Source organism: Brenneria izadpanahii, from assembly GCF_017569925.1.
Lineage (GTDB): Bacteria > Pseudomonadota > Gammaproteobacteria > Enterobacterales > Enterobacteriaceae > Brenneria > Brenneria izadpanahii.
On the sequence record NZ_CP050854.1, the window covers coordinates 4297704 to 4317248 of the forward strand.

At 45.6% G+C, this 19545-nt stretch carries 20 protein-coding genes and 2 pseudogenes; 15 read left to right on the forward strand and 7 right to left on the reverse strand.

Going from position 1 to position 19545, the window contains the following annotated elements:
* Window positions 1-22 precede the first annotated feature (22 nt).
* Window positions 23-268, forward strand: coding sequence for a helix-turn-helix domain-containing protein (locus tag HC231_RS19150; protein WP_199377716.1), 246 nt, complete (start codon window positions 23-25; stop codon window positions 266-268).
* A gap of 791 nt (window positions 269-1059) precedes the next feature.
* Entirely contained in the window at window positions 1060-1938 is an 879-nt protein-coding gene (locus HC231_RS19155) for an integrase domain-containing protein (RefSeq protein WP_208228297.1), read from the forward strand.
* A gap of 74 nt (window positions 1939-2012) precedes the next feature.
* Here the strand turns inward: HC231_RS19155 and HC231_RS19160 are convergent, their stop codons facing one another.
* Window positions 2013-2222, reverse strand: a complete 210-nt coding sequence (locus HC231_RS19160) for a hypothetical protein (protein WP_208228298.1) — start codon at window positions 2220-2222, stop codon at window positions 2013-2015.
* A 408-nt stretch (window positions 2223-2630) separates the two neighbouring features.
* Between HC231_RS19160 and HC231_RS19165 the strand changes: the two genes are divergently transcribed.
* Window positions 2631-3212, forward strand: coding sequence for a hypothetical protein (locus HC231_RS19165; RefSeq protein WP_208228299.1), 582 nt, complete (start codon window positions 2631-2633; stop codon window positions 3210-3212).
* A 21-nt stretch (window positions 3213-3233) separates the two neighbouring features.
* Here the strand turns inward: HC231_RS19165 and HC231_RS19170 are convergent, their stop codons facing one another.
* Both HC231_RS19170 and HC231_RS19175 read right to left on the reverse strand, forming a co-directional pair.
* Complete coding sequence (locus HC231_RS19170) at window positions 3234-3713, reverse strand: GNAT family N-acetyltransferase (RefSeq protein ID WP_208228300.1); 480 nt, start codon at window positions 3711-3713, stop codon at window positions 3234-3236.
* A complete protein-coding gene (locus HC231_RS19175) occupies window positions 3704-3976 on the reverse strand; it encodes a type II toxin-antitoxin system TacA family antitoxin (RefSeq protein WP_208228301.1) in 273 nt (90 codons plus the stop codon). The genes HC231_RS19170 and HC231_RS19175 overlap by 10 nt, the downstream gene beginning before the upstream one ends.
* Window positions 3977-4635: 659 nt before the next feature.
* Between HC231_RS19175 and HC231_RS19180 the strand changes: the two genes are divergently transcribed.
* From HC231_RS19180 to HC231_RS19220, 9 genes and pseudogenes are all read left to right on the forward strand, one after another.
* Entirely contained in the window at window positions 4636-5316 is a 681-nt protein-coding gene (locus HC231_RS19180; RefSeq protein WP_208228302.1) for a hypothetical protein, read from the forward strand.
* A gap of 80 nt (window positions 5317-5396) precedes the next feature.
* The gene (locus HC231_RS19185) at window positions 5397-5780 is read left to right on the forward strand and encodes a DUF7079 family protein (protein WP_208228303.1); all 384 of its coding nucleotides are present in this window, start codon (window positions 5397-5399) and stop codon (window positions 5778-5780) included.
* A gap of 235 nt (window positions 5781-6015) precedes the next feature.
* Window positions 6016-6564: a hypothetical protein gene (locus HC231_RS19190; RefSeq protein WP_208228304.1), complete on the forward strand. Its 549-nt coding sequence runs from the start codon at window positions 6016-6018 to the stop codon at window positions 6562-6564.
* 2 nt (window positions 6565-6566) lie between these two features.
* On the forward strand, window positions 6567-7022 hold the full coding sequence (locus tag HC231_RS19195; protein WP_208228305.1) for a hypothetical protein: 456 nt from the start codon (window positions 6567-6569) through the stop codon (window positions 7020-7022).
* A 163-nt stretch (window positions 7023-7185) separates the two neighbouring features.
* A pseudogene (locus HC231_RS19200) lies at window positions 7186-7402 on the forward strand (nuclease); the annotation flags it as partial.
* Between the two features lie 38 nt (window positions 7403-7440).
* Window positions 7441-7626 carry a primase-like DNA-binding domain-containing protein gene (locus HC231_RS19205; protein ID WP_425490412.1) on the forward strand — a complete coding sequence of 62 codons (186 nt, stop codon included), beginning with the start codon at window positions 7441-7443 and terminating at the stop codon, window positions 7624-7626.
* A 260-nt stretch (window positions 7627-7886) separates the two neighbouring features.
* Window positions 7887-8138 carry a type II toxin-antitoxin system Phd/YefM family antitoxin gene (locus tag HC231_RS19210; protein ID WP_208228306.1) on the forward strand — a complete coding sequence of 84 codons (252 nt, stop codon included), beginning with the start codon at window positions 7887-7889 and terminating at the stop codon, window positions 8136-8138.
* Window positions 8128-8412, forward strand: a complete 285-nt coding sequence (locus tag HC231_RS19215; RefSeq protein ID WP_208228307.1) for a type II toxin-antitoxin system RelE family toxin — start codon at window positions 8128-8130, stop codon at window positions 8410-8412. The genes HC231_RS19210 and HC231_RS19215 overlap by 11 nt, the downstream gene beginning before the upstream one ends.
* Window positions 8413-8852: 440 nt before the next feature.
* Window positions 8853-9044 (forward strand): annotated as a pseudogene (locus HC231_RS19220) (integrase arm-type DNA-binding domain-containing protein); the annotation flags it as partial.
* A gap of 12 nt (window positions 9045-9056) precedes the next feature.
* Here HC231_RS19220 and HC231_RS19225 read toward each other — a convergent pair.
* Complete coding sequence (locus HC231_RS19225; RefSeq protein ID WP_208228309.1) at window positions 9057-10322, reverse strand: alpha-hydroxy-acid oxidizing protein; 1266 nt, start codon at window positions 10320-10322, stop codon at window positions 9057-9059.
* Between the two features lie 410 nt (window positions 10323-10732).
* Between HC231_RS19225 and HC231_RS19230 the strand changes: the two genes are divergently transcribed.
* Both HC231_RS19230 and HC231_RS19235 read left to right on the forward strand, forming a co-directional pair.
* Window positions 10733-12688 (forward strand): ATP-binding protein, encoded by a 1956-nt coding sequence (locus HC231_RS19230; RefSeq protein ID WP_208228310.1) that lies wholly within the window; start codon window positions 10733-10735, stop codon window positions 12686-12688.
* Window positions 12678-14066 (forward strand): sigma-54-dependent transcriptional regulator, encoded by a 1389-nt coding sequence (locus HC231_RS19235; RefSeq protein ID WP_208228311.1) that lies wholly within the window; start codon window positions 12678-12680, stop codon window positions 14064-14066. Before HC231_RS19230 ends, HC231_RS19235 begins: the two co-directional genes overlap by 11 nt.
* 904 nt (window positions 14067-14970) lie before the next feature.
* Here the strand turns inward: HC231_RS19235 and HC231_RS19240 are convergent.
* From HC231_RS19240 to HC231_RS19250, 3 genes are all read right to left on the reverse strand, one after another.
* Window positions 14971-15783, reverse strand: a complete 813-nt coding sequence (locus HC231_RS19240; protein ID WP_208228312.1) for a hypothetical protein — start codon at window positions 15781-15783, stop codon at window positions 14971-14973.
* Between the two features lie 477 nt (window positions 15784-16260).
* Window positions 16261-17265 (reverse strand): hypothetical protein, encoded by a 1005-nt coding sequence (locus HC231_RS19245; RefSeq protein ID WP_208228313.1) that lies wholly within the window; start codon window positions 17263-17265, stop codon window positions 16261-16263.
* A 288-nt stretch (window positions 17266-17553) separates the two neighbouring features.
* Window positions 17554-17958, reverse strand: coding sequence for a hypothetical protein (locus tag HC231_RS19250; RefSeq protein WP_246494564.1), 405 nt, complete (start codon window positions 17956-17958; stop codon window positions 17554-17556).
* A 257-nt stretch (window positions 17959-18215) separates the two neighbouring features.
* On the opposite strand from HC231_RS19250, the gene HC231_RS19255 reads away from it, so the two are divergent.
* A protein-coding gene (locus tag HC231_RS19255; RefSeq protein ID WP_208228314.1) for an IS3 family transposase occupies window positions 18216-19378 on the forward strand; the annotation gives its coding sequence in 2 pieces (ribosomal slippage) (window positions 18216-18474 and window positions 18474-19378; 1164 coding nt in all).
* Window positions 19379-19545 lie beyond the last annotated feature (167 nt).

Sequence of the window (19545 nt, forward strand, 5' to 3'; positions counted from 1 at the left end):
GCATCAACCTGGGTGACTTCGTATGATTGAACAAGACTGGCATCCGGCAGATATCATTGCTGGTTTAAGAAAGAAAGGCACAACGCTGGCTGCGGTTTCCAGAGACGCGGGACTCGCCTCTTCCACTTTGGCAAATACACTGACGCGCCATTGGCCTAAAGGAGAACGCTTAATCGCCGAAGCCTTGCATAAACGCCCCGAAGAGATCTGGCCTTCGCGTTATAACAGCGGACAGCATCAACAATACCGAGATGGAACTTCGGATTAGCCACTAAAAATTTACAAAATTTTTTTCATACTGTTAGTGGATTTAGACGCTCCTTACTGGATTTCTATGGAATAGAAATCCAGTAAGGAGCCAACAAGCGCAGCGCGTTAGCCGCTTGATATACGGATTTGGGCGCAGTAAATTGTCAGTGCTATACCGCTGCTGCAAGCAGCATTCCCATGTTGCCACGACCTTCAAGGCAACGCGCAGGCCCAGCCTAAGTGGTCGACCCCCAACCCGCCCCGCTACCCTTTTGCGGGTGATCGCTGCGGCGATGGTAGCTACCTTATTTCAGCGCCTTAGGGCCGCATCCTGCTTGTTCTTCGTGAAGCAACTGCTTTTTGCATACGCATTGATGCGTACAACAACCTTTATAGCTGGCGCAACCGTCTGCGGCCTTCTGCTGCCTCAGCCTAGCTTATCCATGAGGCAGCGGCGTCACTTCATACGGCGCAAAGCCGTTGCAAGTGACGCCGCGAACGGACTCTGCGCCAGCCCTTACACCACAGCGCTTTCCGGCGCGACCTGTCATCTGACGCACATTTTCTGCGTCAATTCTCATCAACCTACTTATCAGAGGAGGACTGAACCGATATCTGAGGCAGGCTTTCAGCCTGAGGGGATTACCCTGCTGATGCAGGCGGCTGCACCGAGTGCATAACCGATATCCCCGTCATACCTCAACCGCTGCCGCTCCGGCGCGCAGGTATTGTTCAGTGCGGCACGGGAAATCCGTGTCGTGAATCGCCGTGCGCCGGAGAACAGAGGTTATTGAGGATGGGGGATAGCATATGTCACGATTAAGCCGGGAAATGCTTACGCTGGCCCGACAGGCCGGCGGCAGCCATAAGACGGTTCACGACCGACTAAAAATTGCAGAGCGGCTTGCCAGTCATCTGCTATCTTTGAATATTCAGATCCGCACGGTGCAGCATCTGAAAGCAAAACATATCGAATGCTATATCGCCGAACGGTTAGAACAGGGAATTACTTTGCGCACGCTGCATAATGAAATGGCAGCAGTGCGTGTCATTCTACGGGCTGCCGGACGGAGCAAACTGGCGGATGCGGACCGATTGAGCAACAGGGCATTAGGGCTGAGCGGCGCCAGCCGGGACGGCACGCGGAAAGCGATTACGCCGGAGCGTTATCAGACGGCGCTGGCAATCCTGCAACAAAAAGACGCCGGACTCACGCTGACGCTACAACTGGCACGGATGATGGGCCTACGTTCGCAGGAAGCGGTGCAGTGTTCGCAGTCGCTCAAGACGTGGGCCGAAGCGCTCGAGCGAGGCGACGAGCAATTGACGGTGGTATTCGGCACCAAAGGCGGACGGCCCCGACAAACGCGGGTTCTGGGTCGGGAAGCGTTAACACAGACAGTGAATCAGGCGCTGACGATTGCTGCTGCCCGCAACGGTCGGCTGATTGATAAACCGGATCTGAAAAGCGCCATTAATCGCTGGCGCTCGCAAACCGCTATGGCCGGACTAAAGGGGCAATATTCCCCGCACAGCCTGCGTTACGCATGGGCGCAAGATGCGATGCATTATTACCGGCAGCAGGGTTTCAGCAACCGGGAAGCCTACGCGCTGGTGTCGATGGATTTAGGGCATGGCGATGGGCGTGGGCGGTATGTGCAAAGAATCTACAGTAGAAATATATTATAGATATTAAAAAATAATAATTATTAAAAATAACGAACGGGAACAATTATTATTTAATCGTTCCCATAGTAACATTTTCAGTCCAAGCGACTTAATTGTGTAAGGATATATGCATGAAACTCTGAGTGAGTTACACGAGTCTTACCTAATTGATTTTTTAGTTCTGTCCCCATAGTCCTTAAAGTTGAACGATTTTTTTCTGTTTCTCGTTTATTTACTTTCCGAAGATGATAATTCAATTCATAATCTTCAGAGAAGTTAACATAATCATGATCACTAATAGCCACGTTATTACTCCTAATATTAACTAACTGTAATGAATTAGCACATTTATTAATATTACTAATCCGCGTTATTTTCAAGGAATCATGATAATAATCTTTAACCGAGATGAGACAAAAAAATTCACAAACCATGCCTGAGACACTAATGCGTGTGCAATATAGATACACATCCGACCATACCAATTAATAGCCACCGAATAGTTCAATATGGTTAGTATTGTCTTTGTATTGAAAGGCAAGCCGAACACAGACTGGCTACCAAAGTATGAACCAAACAACACATTTTAAGAAAGCAAACCGATGAATATCCGGTTTTCTATATTTACCTAATACTCGAGGTAAACTATCATACCGATGTGACTGATGACATATCTGTAAAAATCCTTCCTCTTATATTTAATAGGTTCTCTTATGTCGATAGAAGCACTTCAAATAGGTAGTTTTTTTGTTAACATTTTGATGGCACTAATAGCAATAATTGCATCCTTAATTAGCTATGCTATTTATGCGGATAATTCAAACCCTGAGATTATTGTTTACTTAGAGCAGGATAAAGATGTAAAACAAGTATTAAACCTCGTCATAAAAAACATCGGTAAAGGCGCTGCACATGAAATAAAATTCAATATAAGAGGAAAAATACCTCAGAGAGCAATGACTAATAGTGACATTCAAGAAATGACACAAGGTGCTTTAATAACAGGGATACCATTTTTAGCGCCAAGCAGCGATAGATCTATGATGTTTGGTAAATTTCATGAGCTACGTAAGTGGTTCGGTAATGAAAAAGTAAGAATAGATATAACATACCGAAGATCCAAAAACATTTTGCTCTACTCTAAAGAATTAAAAAGCAGTAGTTATATGGAGGTTTTTTCTTTTTCTCATGTGTCGGCAGCTGATAATAGCATAGGAAATAAAATATCAAAGGAAATTAGTAAAATAAGCAAAGAAATTTCAAATATAAATACGTCCATTGCAAATAAAAAGTAAGGGGTTATTAAATATCCATATCTACCATAAAGGTAAAAGCAGAGTATTAGACTGAATTTCCGAGGGCAGGAAGCCCCAATGAAGATAAAAAGCCTTTGCTCCTTCGGATATCGCATGAACTAAAAGCGCTTTTGTTCCAACTTGCTCCGCCACTTGCCGGGAACGTAATACCGCGTCTTTTAATAAGCCTGAGCCAATCCCTTTTGCCTGATAACGACCATCCACCGCCAAACGTCCCAATACTAAAACGGGCACTGGATCGGGCATATTACGTCTTATTGCACCCGGTGCTGACTGGCGCTGAACGCTTCCCGTCGCTAATGCATAGAACCCAACGACATGTTGGTTATCCGCATCGCAGACCACAAACGTTCGTGATGCGCCACTCGTCTGGTTTTTGAGCGCCTTACGCTTTAACCACTCATCTAACGACGACTCAGAGCAAGAAAAATCCGTTGTAATATGCCGGGCTGATAGCAATTCTGGTGCAGTTATTCCCACGGAGATGTCCTGTCTAGCAGTGCCCGTAAGCGTTCATTAGTAGCAACGGGCTTTTCCAAAGCAGCAATGAACGCATCGAACTGAGAATCATCGGCCAAAAACAGGCGTTGATCTAGCAACACTTCTTCAGCTTCACGGCATGCGGCCTCAAGAATAAAGTCAGTCCGAGATTTTGATTGTAGTCTTGCAGCGACATCGATCAATTCGCGCTGTGATGCTTTTGCCCGAATGTTAATGGGCGTTTCTTTCACTTCTATTCTCATGATTACCTCGTGTATAGCAATTTACTACACACTAACTATAACTAAACGTATGGCAAATTGCTACACAAGGTCATTTTATTAGCTGATAAATTTCTGGCTACTCACTTTGCAAAAAGCTTCCGCTGTCCAGGCTTATAAGCAAGCAAAAAATTTTTAGGCCCACACTTAGGCCCATAAAACAAAAAAATGAATCAGCAATAAGCCATCTAATCAAAATAATAGGTAACCTATTCAACTTCCCCAGCCAATTAATACCTTATTAATACATTGATTATTATAAATAAAAATATTTATGAAGAGGGTGAGCAGTTCTTTATAAAATCTTTTATTAGGGCGAGCTGACGGTCATATATTAGCCCAGGCGTGCCTTTGTTTATGATGCATCCCCAGGAGCTTAAAAGACAGGATATGTGTCGTTAAAGAAGCAGCCCAGCCGGTCGAGTGGATAGCTGCTCCTAAACGCTCACATCAAGGTAGCATGACAGAAAATTTCATACTGCCCCAAATGTTCAAAACGGAGACTCGATTAAATAATTATCAAAATACAGTGCGTTATAGTTACTCTATGGGGCACAGATTTGACATTACTATCTGAGGATTGACAAGAAATCACTTTTTGTCTTCTTTGTATGTAACAGCAGGAAAAGGAGAAGTAGGTAATGGGATTTACTTACCCAGCAGTTGCCGGCGGGATGCAAAATGACAGAAGAGCTTTTGCAACGGCTTTGGCTTCATTACAAGGAACTGCAGCAAACTTTGCCGCTCATTGCATCAAAGAAGCTCGCGTGAGAGAACAATATTTACGAGATATCCGCAACATGTCTACGGAGTTTACTCAGGCTGTAAATAGTGGAGCCATGACGCCACAAGAAGCATCCATTCAGGCTAACAGGATGCGAAATGAAATTCTTGAGTTATCACGACTCAAGAGCAGCCCGGTTGGTCGAGCTTACGCCAAATCACTCAAAAAAAGCGGTCGTACAATGGCTGAACTAGCCGAACAATATGCCATTCGCCTGTACCAGACATCTTTTACCTCACTATCAGAAAGCCAACAGGCAGCCGTATATAAAGAGATTGTCCAGTCTGCCGGCAGGGACAGAGGGGCGGCCACAAGCCTCGCTAAGGATTTGGGGTGGCTGGGAAGCGTATTCTTTTTGTTTCATTTGCTGTCGCAGCTTATGAAATATTCCAGGCTGAAGATAAAACAACGGAAACACTTCATCAGGGAGCAGTTGCCACGGCAGGGATTGCTGGGGGATGGGCTGCAGGAGCAGGTGTTGTGGCTGTTGGCGTTTGCGCCGCCACCGCTCCGGTATGCGTCGGCATCGCAGCGTTGATAGGTGGAATACTGGCTGCAGCAGGCACAGAAATGTTATATGGAACAATTTACATGGTGCCTTAAAGGGAAAATCTGAGCATGAAACTAAGCGATCACGAACTGACAACACGAGTTTTAGTATGGCATGCCTTGTCCGATCTTTTCACCGCACGTGAGTTACAGGACTATGATTATCAATGGATGGTCAAAGTGCTGAAAGAATCTGGCTTATCCAAGGAAACCATTTTTCAGATAATTGATGACGAAGTGGCACCCGCCTTACTGGGAAATCTGCTATTCAACCCTACTCCGGTTATGGATGGCTGGGAACCCGAAGAAGTAAAAGAATTGGTGCTCCGCTATTTACATAAAAAACCAACAATTATAGAGAAAATACTCCCGCGGAAGTCCCTAATTAAAAAAAGGCGTAAAAACATTCAAAGCGAATTATCCCGACTATCGATCGAGTTGGATAAAAACTAACTGACACATCATCATTAACGCTATCAACTCAATATCTACTGGCTGCCAGAACACGATATGCCTGATAGACACCAACAATGATAAAACCGGCTATGGTCGGTTTTATCGTTGTTATTCATAGGAAAGGTGATGAGTCACTCATTATCTGTTCACCAAATCCTAATCCATTAATATACTGATTATTAAAAATAAAAACGTCTAAATAGCTTCTCAGAAAAGTAAATCGCTTAGTTGTATGGATACGGCACTTTTGAGTCCTTTAGGTAAAAGAGGAAAAGTGCAGTTTGAGCAGGTTATTTCTGCTTTGCAGGGAGAAATGGCTGCCATTGCTGCGCAATTTTCTATAGATCCCCGATTACGACTTGAATATTCAAGGCTGATAAAAGCTATGTCAGATGAGCTTCGGGAACGAGCCAACCGAGGGATATTGACATGGGAACAAGCAGCGAAAGAAGCGATGGATACGCGCAACATGACTATGGAAATGATTCGAGCGAAGTCTACCCCTGTGGGGAGAGCGTTAGCGCAAAAAATGAAGCTGACAGGGAAAGGACTTGTCGTGTTTGCCGTTGCGGTGGCGGCTTATGAAGTAATGAATGCAGATGATAAACTGAATGAAACTGGGCGACAGTTATCAATTGGTGGAGCAGGAATTGCCGGAGGCTGGGCCGGTGGCGCTGTTGCCGGTTTGATATGTGGTCCTGCGGCCCCAGCGTGCGTGGTGTTGGGCGCTTTTGTTGGCGGTGCGCTTGCTGCGTGGCAAATGGGTAATGTGTGGAGGTAAAAATGGAAGTAACTAACGCAATATCATTACAGATTATCCATGAAGCCACACAATTTAAGGAATCAGCATGTGAAGTGCTGCTGAATGGTAAAGCCACTGGCGTTAAGGTGTCAGGTAAAGTGCTGGAAGCGGCGGTTAAAGTGGATGACGCGCTTTATCTTCTGTTTTTGACTGATGATGTTATTTTTGAGGAATCACTGAACATATTTCTTATCCGCTTGGGTTCTAATAGCACGGTTGTCGATTCAGCCACTATTGGCGCAATGTATAACACAGGGATTTTCAAAAATATAAGAGTAGCATCCTCTGACTCAGTTGATTTTAATTTTATGGGAGATAATTTATGGAAAGTGGCGGTTCATCATGCTCCGAAACTGAGAGTTCCCTTCATTAATGAAGATAAGAGAGTATCCCGCCCGGCTGGTTTTAAACGTCATTTCTCTATCTCAGTGAATTAAGTTGTAATACTTACTCAGTGAGAAAAATTTGTGATTATTTTCGCCCCCTTAAAATCCTGCCAGCAAGCCGCTCAGCAAACCCTGCTTTATCTACCGGATGCGCTTACTGACGCAGCACTAAACTAAGGCGCAATCTATGCCGATCCATAATGCTATCTGACGCGTGGGTGAAAACCCTGAACCACTTTCCATCAGCCGTTTGGCGAACGAGCAACTACTGGAAAAAATGATCCTGCGCGATCCTTCTATTCTGTCTAACGAGTGGATGTTGATTGGTCATCAAGAGCGCACGCTGGACGGCGGGCGTATCGATCTGCTGGCGATTGCACCGGATGCCTCGCTGATCCTTATTGAGTTAAAACCGTGACCGCACGCCGCGTAATCCGCGTAAATACCTGACCACGCCTACTTGTCGTTTATGGAGTCGCACGGCCATCAAAAATCCATCAGCCTGACGGCTTTTGGCAAGGTGCTGCCTAATATGATATCGGAATACGGGCAGGTGTACCTCAAGGGCAGAACCAAACAGGGCATACAGACTAACCCTGAGCTGAAAGATGAATCGGATGCCGACTGGCTGCCCAAGTGTGAGATGGCGAGGTAGACGCCAGCAAAGATACAATCGGCTCCGGCCGGTTTTTTTACGTCGGAACACCTTAAAAGGTGATGGGTCACTCGTAACCTGCTCACCGACTCATAACCCATTAATCTATTGATTAATAAAATAAAACCCTATAAAAAAGAGGGTGAGGAGTTTTTTATAAAATCTTTTTATTTGGCCTCATGCTCATACTGTGATGTTGCTGCTTTTTTGATTAAGTGCTAAATTCAGTATTAAATATCATACTTAAAAAGAGGCGAACTATGTCTGTACAACCTATCCTTGCTAATGCTGTCGTGAGTATCAGCGACTTTAAAAAATCGCCTAATGCCGCGCTTAAAGAAGCTAACGGCGAACCTGTAGCCGTGTTAACCAATGGCCGTATCTCTGGCTATTATGTTTCCCCTGAAACATGGGAAGCTCTGGCCGACTATCAGGAAGATATTGAACTCGCCAAAATTGCCCGTTCACGGATGAAGGGGAAACGAGTGAAGGTCGATCTGGATGAGTTATAAGCTGGAGTTTGAAGAGCACGCGCTGAAAGAATTTAAGAAGCTGGGTACACCCGTGCGGGAGCAGTTCACCAAAAAACTGAAAGAGGTTTTACAAAATCCCCACGTTCCCGCCAATCGTCTTCACGGAATGGCTGACTGCTACAAAATCAAACTTCGTTCCGCTGGCTATCGGTTAGTTTATCAAGTGATTGAGCATGAGATCGTGGTGCTGGTTTTAGCTGTGGGCAAACGGGAACGCTCAGAAGTTTATAAAGCAGCGAAAGACCGACTATAAACGCGGATGTTTTAAACTCGCGGCTTTCTTGTTGTGCAACATACCTATCATCAAGGTGATGAGTCACTCCCCCCGTTCATCTACTCAATACCCATTAATATATTGATTATTAGAAATAAAATCTTCTGGCGAAGAGGGTGAACAGTTTTTTATAAAATCTTTTTATTTCATTACTCCAAATTAAGCGAACAATAAATATACATATAGGGCATGGATCGGGGACTTGCTGACAAAATGATCGATTACCATCATATAACAGCGTTGCTCTTATTCGTAGGCTCACGTTTAGGCCTATAAACAAAGTCTGAACTCAAAATTATATATTATTTATCATAATGTTATGATACCCCGGCGCTGTGGCAATCTTGTGACTGCCACAACTTTTAGGTACCCCAAAGGCAGGCACCCATCCAGCGGGTGCCTAAATGGTTGAGGTGCCTATGGCACGGTTAACAAAACCCCTCACCGATACGGAGAACAAAGCCGCCAAACCACAGGAGGCGGATTACACACTGCAAGACGGCGATGGTCTGCAACTGCTAATCAAAAGCAGCGGCAGGAAAGTCTGGCTGATGCGCGACTACCGGCCTTTAACCAAAAAGCGCGCAAAACTGCCTTTTAGACCTATGCCGCAGTGATATAAATTAAACCCCCTGGATAAGAATCGATGGGTCGACATTATTCACATCGGCGGTGCCGGTCAGCACCATGCTTGACTCAAGCTCCCCCTGGAAGCGTTTGAACTGCATCTCAACCCCTTTAACACCGCCGCCGAGGCTGGCACGTAGCATTGGGCGGCCGACTAATACGGCCTGAGCGCCGCTAGCCAGTGCCTTGAGCACATCGCCGCCATCACGCACGCCGCCATCCACCAGAATCGGCATCTTATAACCGCGATCACGTACGGCTTTTACAATCGCGGGTAACACATGCATAGTTGCTACGGTCGAGCTCAGTACGCGGCCACCGTGGTTAGATACCACAATCGCACCGCAACCGGCTTCAGCGCACATCAGGGCTTCTTCAACCGTCATCACCCCCTTCGCCATAAAGGGGATCTTGGCGTATTTAACGATTTCTTTAAGCTTTTTCAGATCTTTAGGCTCAACCGTGCTGCCGGGTAGCGCACGAGCGGCGCGGCCAGCCGAATCGATGTCAATCGCAAAGAAAGGCGCGCCGGCATTCTGTACGAGATCGATACGATCAAAGATTTCCTGTTGAGTACGAGGCTTGATTTGCGCAATCGCGCGGCCTTTAAACTCTTTGACCACTTCTAAACGACGTTGGTAGGTATCGAGCGGATCTTCAATGCCATCCGCCGCCCAACCTAAACAGCCTACGTTCGCCGCCCCTTCGATAATGCCGCGGGCGTATTTATCTTCGGTCATCACTGCGCCATCGAACGCTAATTTGTTGGCCGCGCCCATGTTGTAGGTTAGGCCGCCGGTGACGCCGGTCAGGATGGGCATCGCTAATTTAACGCCGAGTAACTCAGTTTCCATTTTCGGCTTAGTCACATTGTGCAGGCTGCGCATATTGAGGCTCATGCCTTCAAAGGCTTCAATATTGCGCACAAAACTTTGACGCATACCGCCCATACCAGGCACCCCCTCTCCGCAGGGGCCTTTACCGTTACAACGGCCTGCGCCGGCTACATCGCAAGCAGCGCAAGTACTCATAATTCTACGGGCATTGTTGAGCACATCTTTTAAGTTTTTAGGCTCTTTAATGTAGCCGGTGATGGCTTTTGGCACCTCCGCAGCGTCCGTGGTTGCCGCCGCCGCGGCAGCCGATGCGCCTGCGGCATTGACCGAGGATGAGGCCGACATGGCAAACGTTCCTGCCGCAGCGGCGAGCATTGCTCCCTTGGCTAAAAATTCACGGCGATTTTGGTCTAATCTATTATTCATATTACTGTCCCCTATGTTATTCAATTTTTTTTCAGGAGTTATTGACGCGTTTTGCTCACGATCTCAATTTACGTCGCGCGATTTCTTAGGGGGTAACACTCGAAGATAAAATTTGGCGATAGATCTCTTAACTAAAAAAACTTTGACCCTTGCATACCCAATTATGCATTTTTGCATAGCATCGAAAATTCAGCCGTTCAAAATCAATTAATTATCTTTATTTTCAATTAAATATAATCTAACCGTAGAATTAGCCGAGCAAATTAAATGTGAAATCGCCAGCAGAAAAGAAGCAACGGACTGCCATTGCGGACTGACTGCGCTTATGGTTAAACCCAATCCAAAAAGGCCCGGATCTCTGATTTAGCCTGGCATCGATTTTGGGAAGATATCAAGAAGGCGTGTATTCAGTGAGCTATTGGCGGTATTTACGGGGAATGATATTGGCGCTAAGTCTGATCTCGACTCAAGGATTGGCGCAGCAGGCTCTGACGTTCAGCGTCCATAGCAATACCCCGCCCTTTGAGTGGCAAAATGAGGCCGGTGAAGAAACAGGCTTTAATATTGAATTAGCCCGGCAAATTGCCCAAAAATTGCAATACGATTTAATCATCAACCGCCAAACCCTAGAGCAAACCCTGTATGCCGTGACCCATAAGGCGCGCCAATTAGCCGTGATTGATTTGCCAGCGGGAGAGACGTTCGCTCTCAATACCGCGCTGCCGTTGTTGCCCACCTATATCAGCGCCTATAACCGGCGCACCGAAGGCCATGCGGACTCTTGGGCGGCGCTGAGTAAAAAGCGCGTAGCCATCAAACAATCCTCCTCGGTGGATATGTATCTTAAGGCCAATCCGCAGGATTTTATCCCTGTGCCCGTGGTCACCAACGAGCAGGGATTTGAGCTATTATCGGCCGGTAAAGTGGACTTTGTGCTGGCCGAATTCTACTGCGCCCGCCGCCTGCTGCAACTGTTCCCGATGACCAAAACGGCGGGGAATCCATTGCTTTTTAGCCAGTTTTATCTGGTTATGTCCGATAAGGATCCGTTGTTTTCCAAGGCCGTGAGTGACGTTCTGGAGCAGAATTACCACGGCGGTTATTTCGATGACTTGGTTTATAAATGGGTCGGGTTCGGCAAGGAAAAAATCGAGCTGGGACAAGTACGAAATAATTTGTTTCAAGGAGCGTTATTAGCCGCCATCGTCTCCAGCATTGGCCTGTTGATCACCCTCTATATCAGCCTGGTGCTCAGGCAAAAAACCCAATCCCTTAAACGGGAACTCAGCCAGCGGCAAAAAGCCGAGGCGGAAATTAGCCGAGTATCGGCCCAATTCCACTCGGTATTAGATGGCCTGCCCTGCGGCGTTATTCTCCTGGATCAACACCTGCAGATAATTTGGCAAAACGGTAAGTATCAATGGATGTTAGAGCCAGAGAGGCTCAAACAGGCGTATCCGAAGGTGGCGTTAAAGCAGCTTATTCAATCAGGATTTAACGGTGAAGACTCGCAATTAATAGAGTTTTCCCTCGACAATAAGCGCTGGAAACTTAACTTGTACCTGATCTCAAGCAATATGCTCGCCTTATTTATCGAAGACTACACCGAACCATTCGAGCTAAAACAGGCGAGCGAGCTGTCCAGCCGCCTCGCTTCCCTTGGGGAGCTAACCACGGGCATAGCCCATGAAATCAATAATCCCGTAGGACTTATCAATCAATCAATGAGTCTGATGCAGGATATTATCGACGATCTGCAACGAGCGCTGCCGTTGGCGGCCACGCAACCGCAGGCGCTGCAACAGGGGTTTGAGGAACTTAATTATACCAGCCAATCGGTGCAGGAATCGGCCGAACGCATCGGCTGCATTATCCACGATCTCAAGCACTTCTCCCGCTACGGCCTCAGCAATGTTAAGCCTGTCGCGCTAAACCACGTTGTTGAAACCGCGCTGCGATTAACCCATAACAATGTCAAACGTTTGCAGTTGCAGCTCTCACTCCATCCTAAACTTCCCGCGATTAAGGGAGACGAACTGCAACTCCAACTGGTGCTTATCAATCTGATCCAAAATGCCTGTCTGGCGATGGACAAAACCAATCCGCTGCTGACGATTGAAACCGGGGTCGAAGAGGGTCTGGTATATCTTAAAGTCATCGATAATGGTTGCGGTATGCAGCCCCACATACAGGCGCGTATTCGCGAACCCTTCTTCACCACCCGACGCGAGCAAGGCGGCACCGGACTTGGACTCTCGACCACCAATAAAATTCTTGTCGAGCACGGAGCCCGATGGCTTATCCATTCGCAGCCCAATATCGGCACCGAAATGAAAATCCTGTTAGGAATGTGCAATGAAACTTAGCCGCAATATTCTCGTCGTTGATGATGAAACCCGCTGGTTACGCACCATCGATATGTTGCTCAATCGGCATATTCCAGAAGCCAAGACCTACACCTGCGAAAACAGCCGTCAGGCGCTGCAACTGATTAACGACTTGGATATCGCGCTCGTGTTACTCGATCTCAACATGCCAGCCCTCGACGGCCGGCAATTACTTGGGGATATACGCGAGCACGCCCCCTATGTCCGGGTGATTGTATTGACGGGACTCAATGAAACCGCAATCGCGGTAGAGTGCATGAAGCAAGGCGCCTACGATTTTATTACCAAAACCAGTTCGACCGACCACTTGCTGCTGTGTGTCCGACGCGCCATGGAGATGATCGGGCTAGAACGGCGTTACCATCAAATTAAAGAGGGTTTCTTTAACCGCGTGAACCTGAAAGCATTCGATCAAATCCTTACCACAGACATCAAAATGCACGACTGCTTCAACTTCGCCGCCGCCCTGCACGATAGCCGCGAGCCCATTTTAATCGAAGGAGAGATCGGCACAGGTAAGCACCTGTTTGCCGAGGCGCTGCAACAACTGGTTTGCCCGGAATTGCCATTGTTAGCGCTGTCACTGGCCGATGTATCCCCGCAGATTTTGGAGCAAAAACTGTTTGGGATTGCCAATCAAGCGGGCTTACTCGATATGGCGGGCTCAGGCTTTTTGCTGCTCGATGATTTAGCGCTGGCGGGCGCGGAAACCCAAAGAATGCTCGCTCAACTGTGCCAGCGCAAACGCTATTTTCCACAGGGATCATTGCGGGAAACCGCCCTTAAATGCCGATTGCTGTTTAGCACGACGGTGCCGCTGGAACAACTCGAACAAAGGGCATTTTCCCACGGATTGATCTACTGCTTGCAGCCACAACGGATCAAACTGCCGCCGCTTAGGGAACGAGCCGCCGATATCGGCCTGTTATTGCAGCATTTTAATGAGATGGCCTGCCAGGAGTTGGGCCGGGATTACCTCGCCCTGCCCCATGCTTTAGCGAGCCGATTAGAGAGCTACTCCTTTCCTGGGAATATTGCCGAATTAAAGGCATTAACCTTTACCGCAGTTAGGATCAGTAACGGCCAAGAACTGGCCCTCGCGCCTTTTTTTAAGGTGCTGGAACAGACCCAACAGATGCCCCAAAGCGAACGGATTGCCTTTCCGGCGAACTTGCCCACCATTAGGGAAATCACGCAGCAGTTGATCCATGAGGCGCTCATTCGCACCAATAACAACCAGAGCGCCGCCGCCAAACTGCTCGGGATCACCCAAAGTTCTCTGAGCCGCCGTTTAGGCAAGACTACCATCAGCGAAAAAACAGCCGTCCAAAAACAAAAAGCCAGTGATAACACGTAATACCGGATGGTTTAGATACTTGACCGTTGTAGCATGCCGCATGGCTCATCTGTTAATGAGGTTGCGTCCTACCCGACAATCACTCTATATGCACAAAGACATAGTAGTTGCTTATAAAGAAAAGAAAGGCGTAATTAAGACTAAAAATCAATTCAAAGTGCGCCCGGCTAATCTTAATATAGCAGCAGAAAGAATTGAACGACTAGAAGCTAAACTTGAAGAGCATGCCAAAACTATCAATATCCAGAGGGATATATATTGTAAATTTGTTCGCTGTTTGTATAAGACATGGTGTTCAAGAAAGCTAATTAAATTTTCGGCCAGAATTAATAAAGTGAATAATTTTATAGTTTTCACCTATTAACTAGTTAAAAGATTATGTTACTTTTTTAATTGTCAGGATGACAATTATTGCAAGGATGCAACTATGAAAAATTATAATACTCTGTCAAAAGAAGAGAAGCTGCTGCTTCTTCTACAACTATTTGTTGAAAAATTAAAACAGTCTGGTTTCGAACATAGCAGAATCGTGCGCTATATGTGGCTATTTTGCGTAGGCTACTATATTAAATAGTATCTACCAAATGAGACCAGTACCACAATAGATCGCTTCACCATTATTTCAATGCTTTCAAATGCACTTAAAGGAAGCTCACAACGAATCATTGATACGTTAGGGTATGAGCATGAACTTACTTCTTTCGGTATCTAATTCACTATGTGATTGATAATGAACAAGAGGCTGAAGGGATTTATCAGGTAGAAAGGGTTAAGTATGAGAAGGCGATACTTTTAGGACAAGTTTACGCCACCAAAAAAAGAGAAAAGGAAAACGGCTCTAACCTTAATACTATAATTATAGTCTTTAAAAAATTATTAGACTGATGAAATTAATCTTGGTAATTTATTTTCTTTTCTTATTGGTGCATTTTTTGCGCAGTTTAGCACTGGCTTTAGATATCTCTTCACTAGCTTTTTTATTCCATAGATCAACACCTGAAGATAAATTTTCATAAATATTGGTTTTCAATGAAAAGGATTTAATTAAGGAAAGCATAACAGGAGATACATCGAGCTTTTTCTTATCGATTACATAAGTGATATGTTTAGATGAAAAGTAAAGCGATAATGAATATGTTAAGACAGTAACCTGTAACCAAATTGACTGCGCCATATTATACCTACCCGCTGTAATGTCGTTAAGGATATTTATATTGTATATGGATATAGCTAGAATTATTAAAGAAATTGAAACTGAAACTTTGGAAGAGTATTTTATACGGCCTATTTTAAATTTCAACAATTTAAATAAGTTGAAGTTACCAGCTAGCATGAAACTTAATCCAGTAGTACCTATGTCTATGCTAGAGTTGGTAAAAGTGTTTTGAGAATTCCAAAAAAATGAAAAAGTTAACAATGATAATATTAAAAGAATCAACACTTCAACTTTGCAACTCTTATACAGTTCGCGCATATAGGGTGTGTTATACTTCAAGACAGAAGTTAAAAAATCATAACTATACATAACGAAAACACCCCAGAAAGTTGAGGGTAAAGTATATTTATACATTCCTAAAAGACAATGATAACTATTAGATATCATATCACTTATATTTGTGGCAGAAAAAGATAGCATGGCAATAGAGCTATCTTCCGGGAATGCATACCAACTCCAAAACGTGGAAACAATAATTACTAAGTAAATAACATATTTCATTTTATTGACCGATGATTTGGATTTTAGGGATAATTATAAAAACCATGGTGTGAGAAGTTACCTATTTATAGGTATTTATTTACATAATTAAATTGTTTGAGTTCTGATCAAAAGTGCGATAACTGCGAGTAGAAAACAACAAAAAAAACCAAATAAAAACGTATAATACAATAGCTTGAGGCTGTTTATTGCTATTAGATTTTGACCTTCATGTGCAAAGTTATAAGCTTGGTTGTTTTTGTCTAAAAATAAGATCTTCTTATTTTGTTTTAACCGCATAAAAAAATAGGTCATTAGTGGCGAACCGAAGTAACCCATATTGCAGTGCAATAAGTAAGGGGTAGGCAGGGTATACTTTTGTTGAAAGTCGGAAATCAGTTTCTGATATCGAGATCTGCTAGTTAGATATAAAAAAATACTTATAATCAGGCAAACTAAAGGAAGCATGATTAAAACCATTATTGCCGAATTCATTTTTCAAATTCCCATGTATTCATAGATAGTATCCATTACCGAGTCACTTGCTTTGGCACCAACATAACCAGCAGCTATCGAGCCAACAGCAGCGCATACTACCGCGCCGGTTCCTGCTGTGGCGATCCCAATTGCTGCACATACACCTAATCCTGCGACAGAACCGGCTGCACCAGCTCCCACACCTGTTAAGGTCGAAGCGCCAAACTTACCATACTCTTTGAATGCAGTTCTTTTACATTCGCTCTCGCGTCCTTTAACGCAGGCATTGACTACTTCATTCGTGGTTCCCGCAAAGGCAAAACCTATACCTATGTAGCCGCCTGATTTCAAAAATTTTGCGGCTTTTGCTGCATTACCAACATAATTCGAATAGCCAGGTATCCCTCCGAGTCCCACAGTTGACCATTCATGTACTATGGATCGGCTGGATAGATTTAGTGCTCTACGCATGTCTTCGTAAGGCTTAAACTTCACGGCATAACGAATCAATGATTTCAGTAGTGGCTTGTTCACAAGTTCTTTTAGCTGATTGAAGAGCTGATTACGTTCTACAAAGAATTGCTGGCTAATCAGTGTTCCCTGAGCACGAAACTGGTTCTGGTAGCTGACCTCTATCCTTTTGAGGGTATTCTCAATCTCTGAAAAATATCTCTCTCCAACGTCGCCAACAGTGCCAAAAATTTTATCACCCGCGGTGGTCAGTGCAGCGATCAAACCATAGTGTTGCTGCATGAAGCCTGCTTCGTCAGAGCTTACGCCAACAAACGCTCTATTTGTTCTTTGTTTAGCCTCTCGTAAAGCGCCTATCATTTGCATGGTTTGTGAAGAAGCCGGGTCTGCTACGATCACTATCTGTCCCGGAGTCAACCAGGGAGTGTCTGCATTGTTTTGCATGAAGAGGCGGGCAGCTTCAGAGTTGCTGTCACGAAAAAGCATTCTTGCCTGGAATCCAAGGTTGCCAGGTTGTTGTACTACACAGTATGCTGGTGCGAGATTGCGCGGCATTCCATTTCCTCCAATGAAACCGCTAGTTAACTGTAGAGATAAACTTGTTTCTCAAAAAATACCTAAATCAATCCTGCCATGTATTGTAAATAAGTCTAATGATTTAGGCAAAAGGTATCGGTTTCATGACAGAGCTAAAACGCAGTAACAGTGCAGGGCTTCATAGTTGAGTATTAAGAGATTTTTGAGTTAAGGCGGCGCTACTGGGGATATTCCGTCATTTGTTAAATGATATTATAAAGGGCTACTTGACTCAAATTATGTAGCCGCATTCAATGTTTTTAATTGTCAGAGTCCATTGTGTACAGAATCATTACTCTCACTAAATGAACAGTTCTCTACTTTATCGCCTTTAAACGTGACTGTTAGTGATTTACTTTTCACATCGGTCCCGTTCGAAAAAATACCTACGATTGGAATATAAGAAATAGCTGACATATTCGAGTTCATGATCGAGTAAAGCCACATGTCCTCATTTGAATCTAAGGCTGTTTTACGTGTTGGTTCACCAAATTGTCTTTCAATATCGCTTTTTGTAGTTCGACCGTTTGTAATCTTTGACGCAATACTTTGCTGTGTCTCATTTTTAATCGATTGATTGCCGATTTTTTCAGCAAGCAGCAAATAAGCCGCTTTCTGAAATTCTATTTTTTGTAATTTTGTACAAGTTTCATCAGTTATAGTTACTTGCAACCGAAAAGAATTACATTTCAGCGCTTCTAAAGAGCTTCCATCAATAAACCATTGTTAACGGTAGCTCAGGCATGAGAGAAAGCGTTTTATTCTGCCGCGAAAAATCAAATGTAAGAACAATCTCATGCTGTTTACCTCGGATTATTTCAATCTCATCCAACATCGCTACTGCGTTTGCTGTATGTGAAAGAGATTTGATCCTACCCACGAATGGTGGACACGCTGTTAAGCGAGTAAAATCGTTAACAAGGTGAACCATGACGCAAGCAAAATCTGTGAAGAAGACATCCCGTAATCAATATACCCCGGAGTTTCGCCAGCAGGCGCTGGCGCTGGCTGAGCGCATCGGCGTCGCCAAAGCCGCCCGGGAACTCGGCCTGCACGACTCTCAACTCTACGCCTGGCGCAGTAAACAACGTCAGCAGGGCTCCACCTCTGAGCGTGAGCAGCAACTGGCCACGGAAAATGCCCGCCTTAAACGTCAACTCGCCGAGCGGGATGAGGAGCTGGCTATCCTCCAAAAGGCGGCCACCTACTTCGCCAAACGCCTGAAGTGAAGTACGGTTTTATACAACAGCATCAGGCGGCGTTCTCAGTGAAAAGTCTGGCCAGGGTACTGCGTGTCTCGCGCAGCGGCTGGTATGCCTGGCTGAAGCGCCGGCAATCCCCCTCACCGCGGCAGATGCGCCGCCAGCAGTGTGATGAGCGGGTGGCGCAAGCTTTTATACAGGCCAAACAGCGCTATGGCGCGCCCCGCCTGACGCAGGAGTTGCGTGAAGCCGGTCATGGCTGGAACCGTAAAACGGTGGCGGCCAGTCTGCGACGTCAGGGATTACGGGCCAGAGCGGCGCGCAAGTTCAAAGCCACGACAAACAGCCGGCATAACCTGCCGGTGGCGTTGAACCTGTTGCAACAGGACTTCAGTGCTACGGGGCCGGACCAGAAGTACGTTGGGGATATCACCTACCTGTGGACAGAGGAAGGCTGGCTGTACCTGGCGGTGGTTATCGACCTGTATTCGCGTCGGGTGGTGGGTTGGTCGATGTCGGAACGAATGACGGCGGAGCTGGCGTGCAATACGCTGAAAATGGCGCTGTGGCGGCGAAAGATGCCGCGCGGCGTGATAGTTCACTCTGACAGAGGGAGCCAGTATTGTTCCCATGATTATCAGAGTGTTATCAAAGACAATGAACTGATATGCAGTATGAGCGCGAAGGGCTGTTGCTACGATAACGCTTGTGCGGAAAGCTTCTTCCACAGTCTGAAAGTGGAGCTAATCCACGGTGAGAGGTTCAACACGCGGGAGGAGATGAAATCGGCGGTATTCGAGTATATCGAGATAGACTACAATCGGCACCGACGGCATAGTGCCAACGGCGGGCTAAGCCCGGTGCAATTTGAGGAAAGAAACCTCGCTTAAGGCTGTGTCCACCGTTGCTGGGCAAGATCAATTCGCCTTCTGGAATAGTTAATTGGATACCAGTCAATTGCTGTATGCCACAGGGGTGAGAGAGCGGTTGACGTTTTTCCTCTGCCGCATGATCTGGGCGGCCAGAAAAATCTAAAAAGAACCATAGCGGCTCATTG

What these genes read in the sequence shown, in the direction of transcription:
- HC231_RS19150 (WP_199377716.1), top strand. Translation starts at nt 23, where the DNA reads ATGATTGAACAAGACTGGCATCCGGCAGATATCATTGCTGGTTTAAGA.
- HC231_RS19155 (WP_208228297.1), top strand. Translation starts at nt 1,060, where the DNA reads ATGTCACGATTAAGCCGGGAAATGCTTACGCTGGCCCGACAGGCCGGC.
- HC231_RS19165 (WP_208228299.1), top strand. Translation starts at nt 2,631, where the DNA reads ATGTCGATAGAAGCACTTCAAATAGGTAGTTTTTTTGTTAACATTTTG.
- HC231_RS19175 (WP_208228301.1), bottom strand. Translation starts at nt 3,976, where the DNA reads ATGAGAATAGAAGTGAAAGAAACGCCCATTAACATTCGGGCAAAAGCA.
- HC231_RS19180 (WP_208228302.1), top strand. Translation starts at nt 4,636, where the DNA reads ATGGGATTTACTTACCCAGCAGTTGCCGGCGGGATGCAAAATGACAGA.
- HC231_RS19185 (WP_208228303.1), top strand. Translation starts at nt 5,397, where the DNA reads ATGAAACTAAGCGATCACGAACTGACAACACGAGTTTTAGTATGGCAT.
- HC231_RS19190 (WP_208228304.1), top strand. Translation starts at nt 6,016, where the DNA reads ATGGATACGGCACTTTTGAGTCCTTTAGGTAAAAGAGGAAAAGTGCAG.
- HC231_RS19195 (WP_208228305.1), top strand. Translation starts at nt 6,567, where the DNA reads ATGGAAGTAACTAACGCAATATCATTACAGATTATCCATGAAGCCACA.
- HC231_RS19205 (WP_425490412.1), top strand. Translation starts at nt 7,441, where the DNA reads ATGGAGTCGCACGGCCATCAAAAATCCATCAGCCTGACGGCTTTTGGC.
- HC231_RS19210 (WP_208228306.1), top strand. Translation starts at nt 7,887, where the DNA reads ATGTCTGTACAACCTATCCTTGCTAATGCTGTCGTGAGTATCAGCGAC.
- HC231_RS19215 (WP_208228307.1), top strand. Translation starts at nt 8,128, where the DNA reads ATGAGTTATAAGCTGGAGTTTGAAGAGCACGCGCTGAAAGAATTTAAG.
- HC231_RS19225 (WP_208228309.1), bottom strand. Translation starts at nt 10,322, where the DNA reads ATGAATAATAGATTAGACCAAAATCGCCGTGAATTTTTAGCCAAGGGA.
- HC231_RS19235 (WP_208228311.1), top strand. Translation starts at nt 12,678, where the DNA reads ATGAAACTTAGCCGCAATATTCTCGTCGTTGATGATGAAACCCGCTGG.
- HC231_RS19240 (WP_208228312.1), bottom strand. Translation starts at nt 15,783, where the DNA reads ATGAAATATGTTATTTACTTAGTAATTATTGTTTCCACGTTTTGGAGT.
- HC231_RS19245 (WP_208228313.1), bottom strand. Translation starts at nt 17,265, where the DNA reads ATGCCGCGCAATCTCGCACCAGCATACTGTGTAGTACAACAACCTGGC.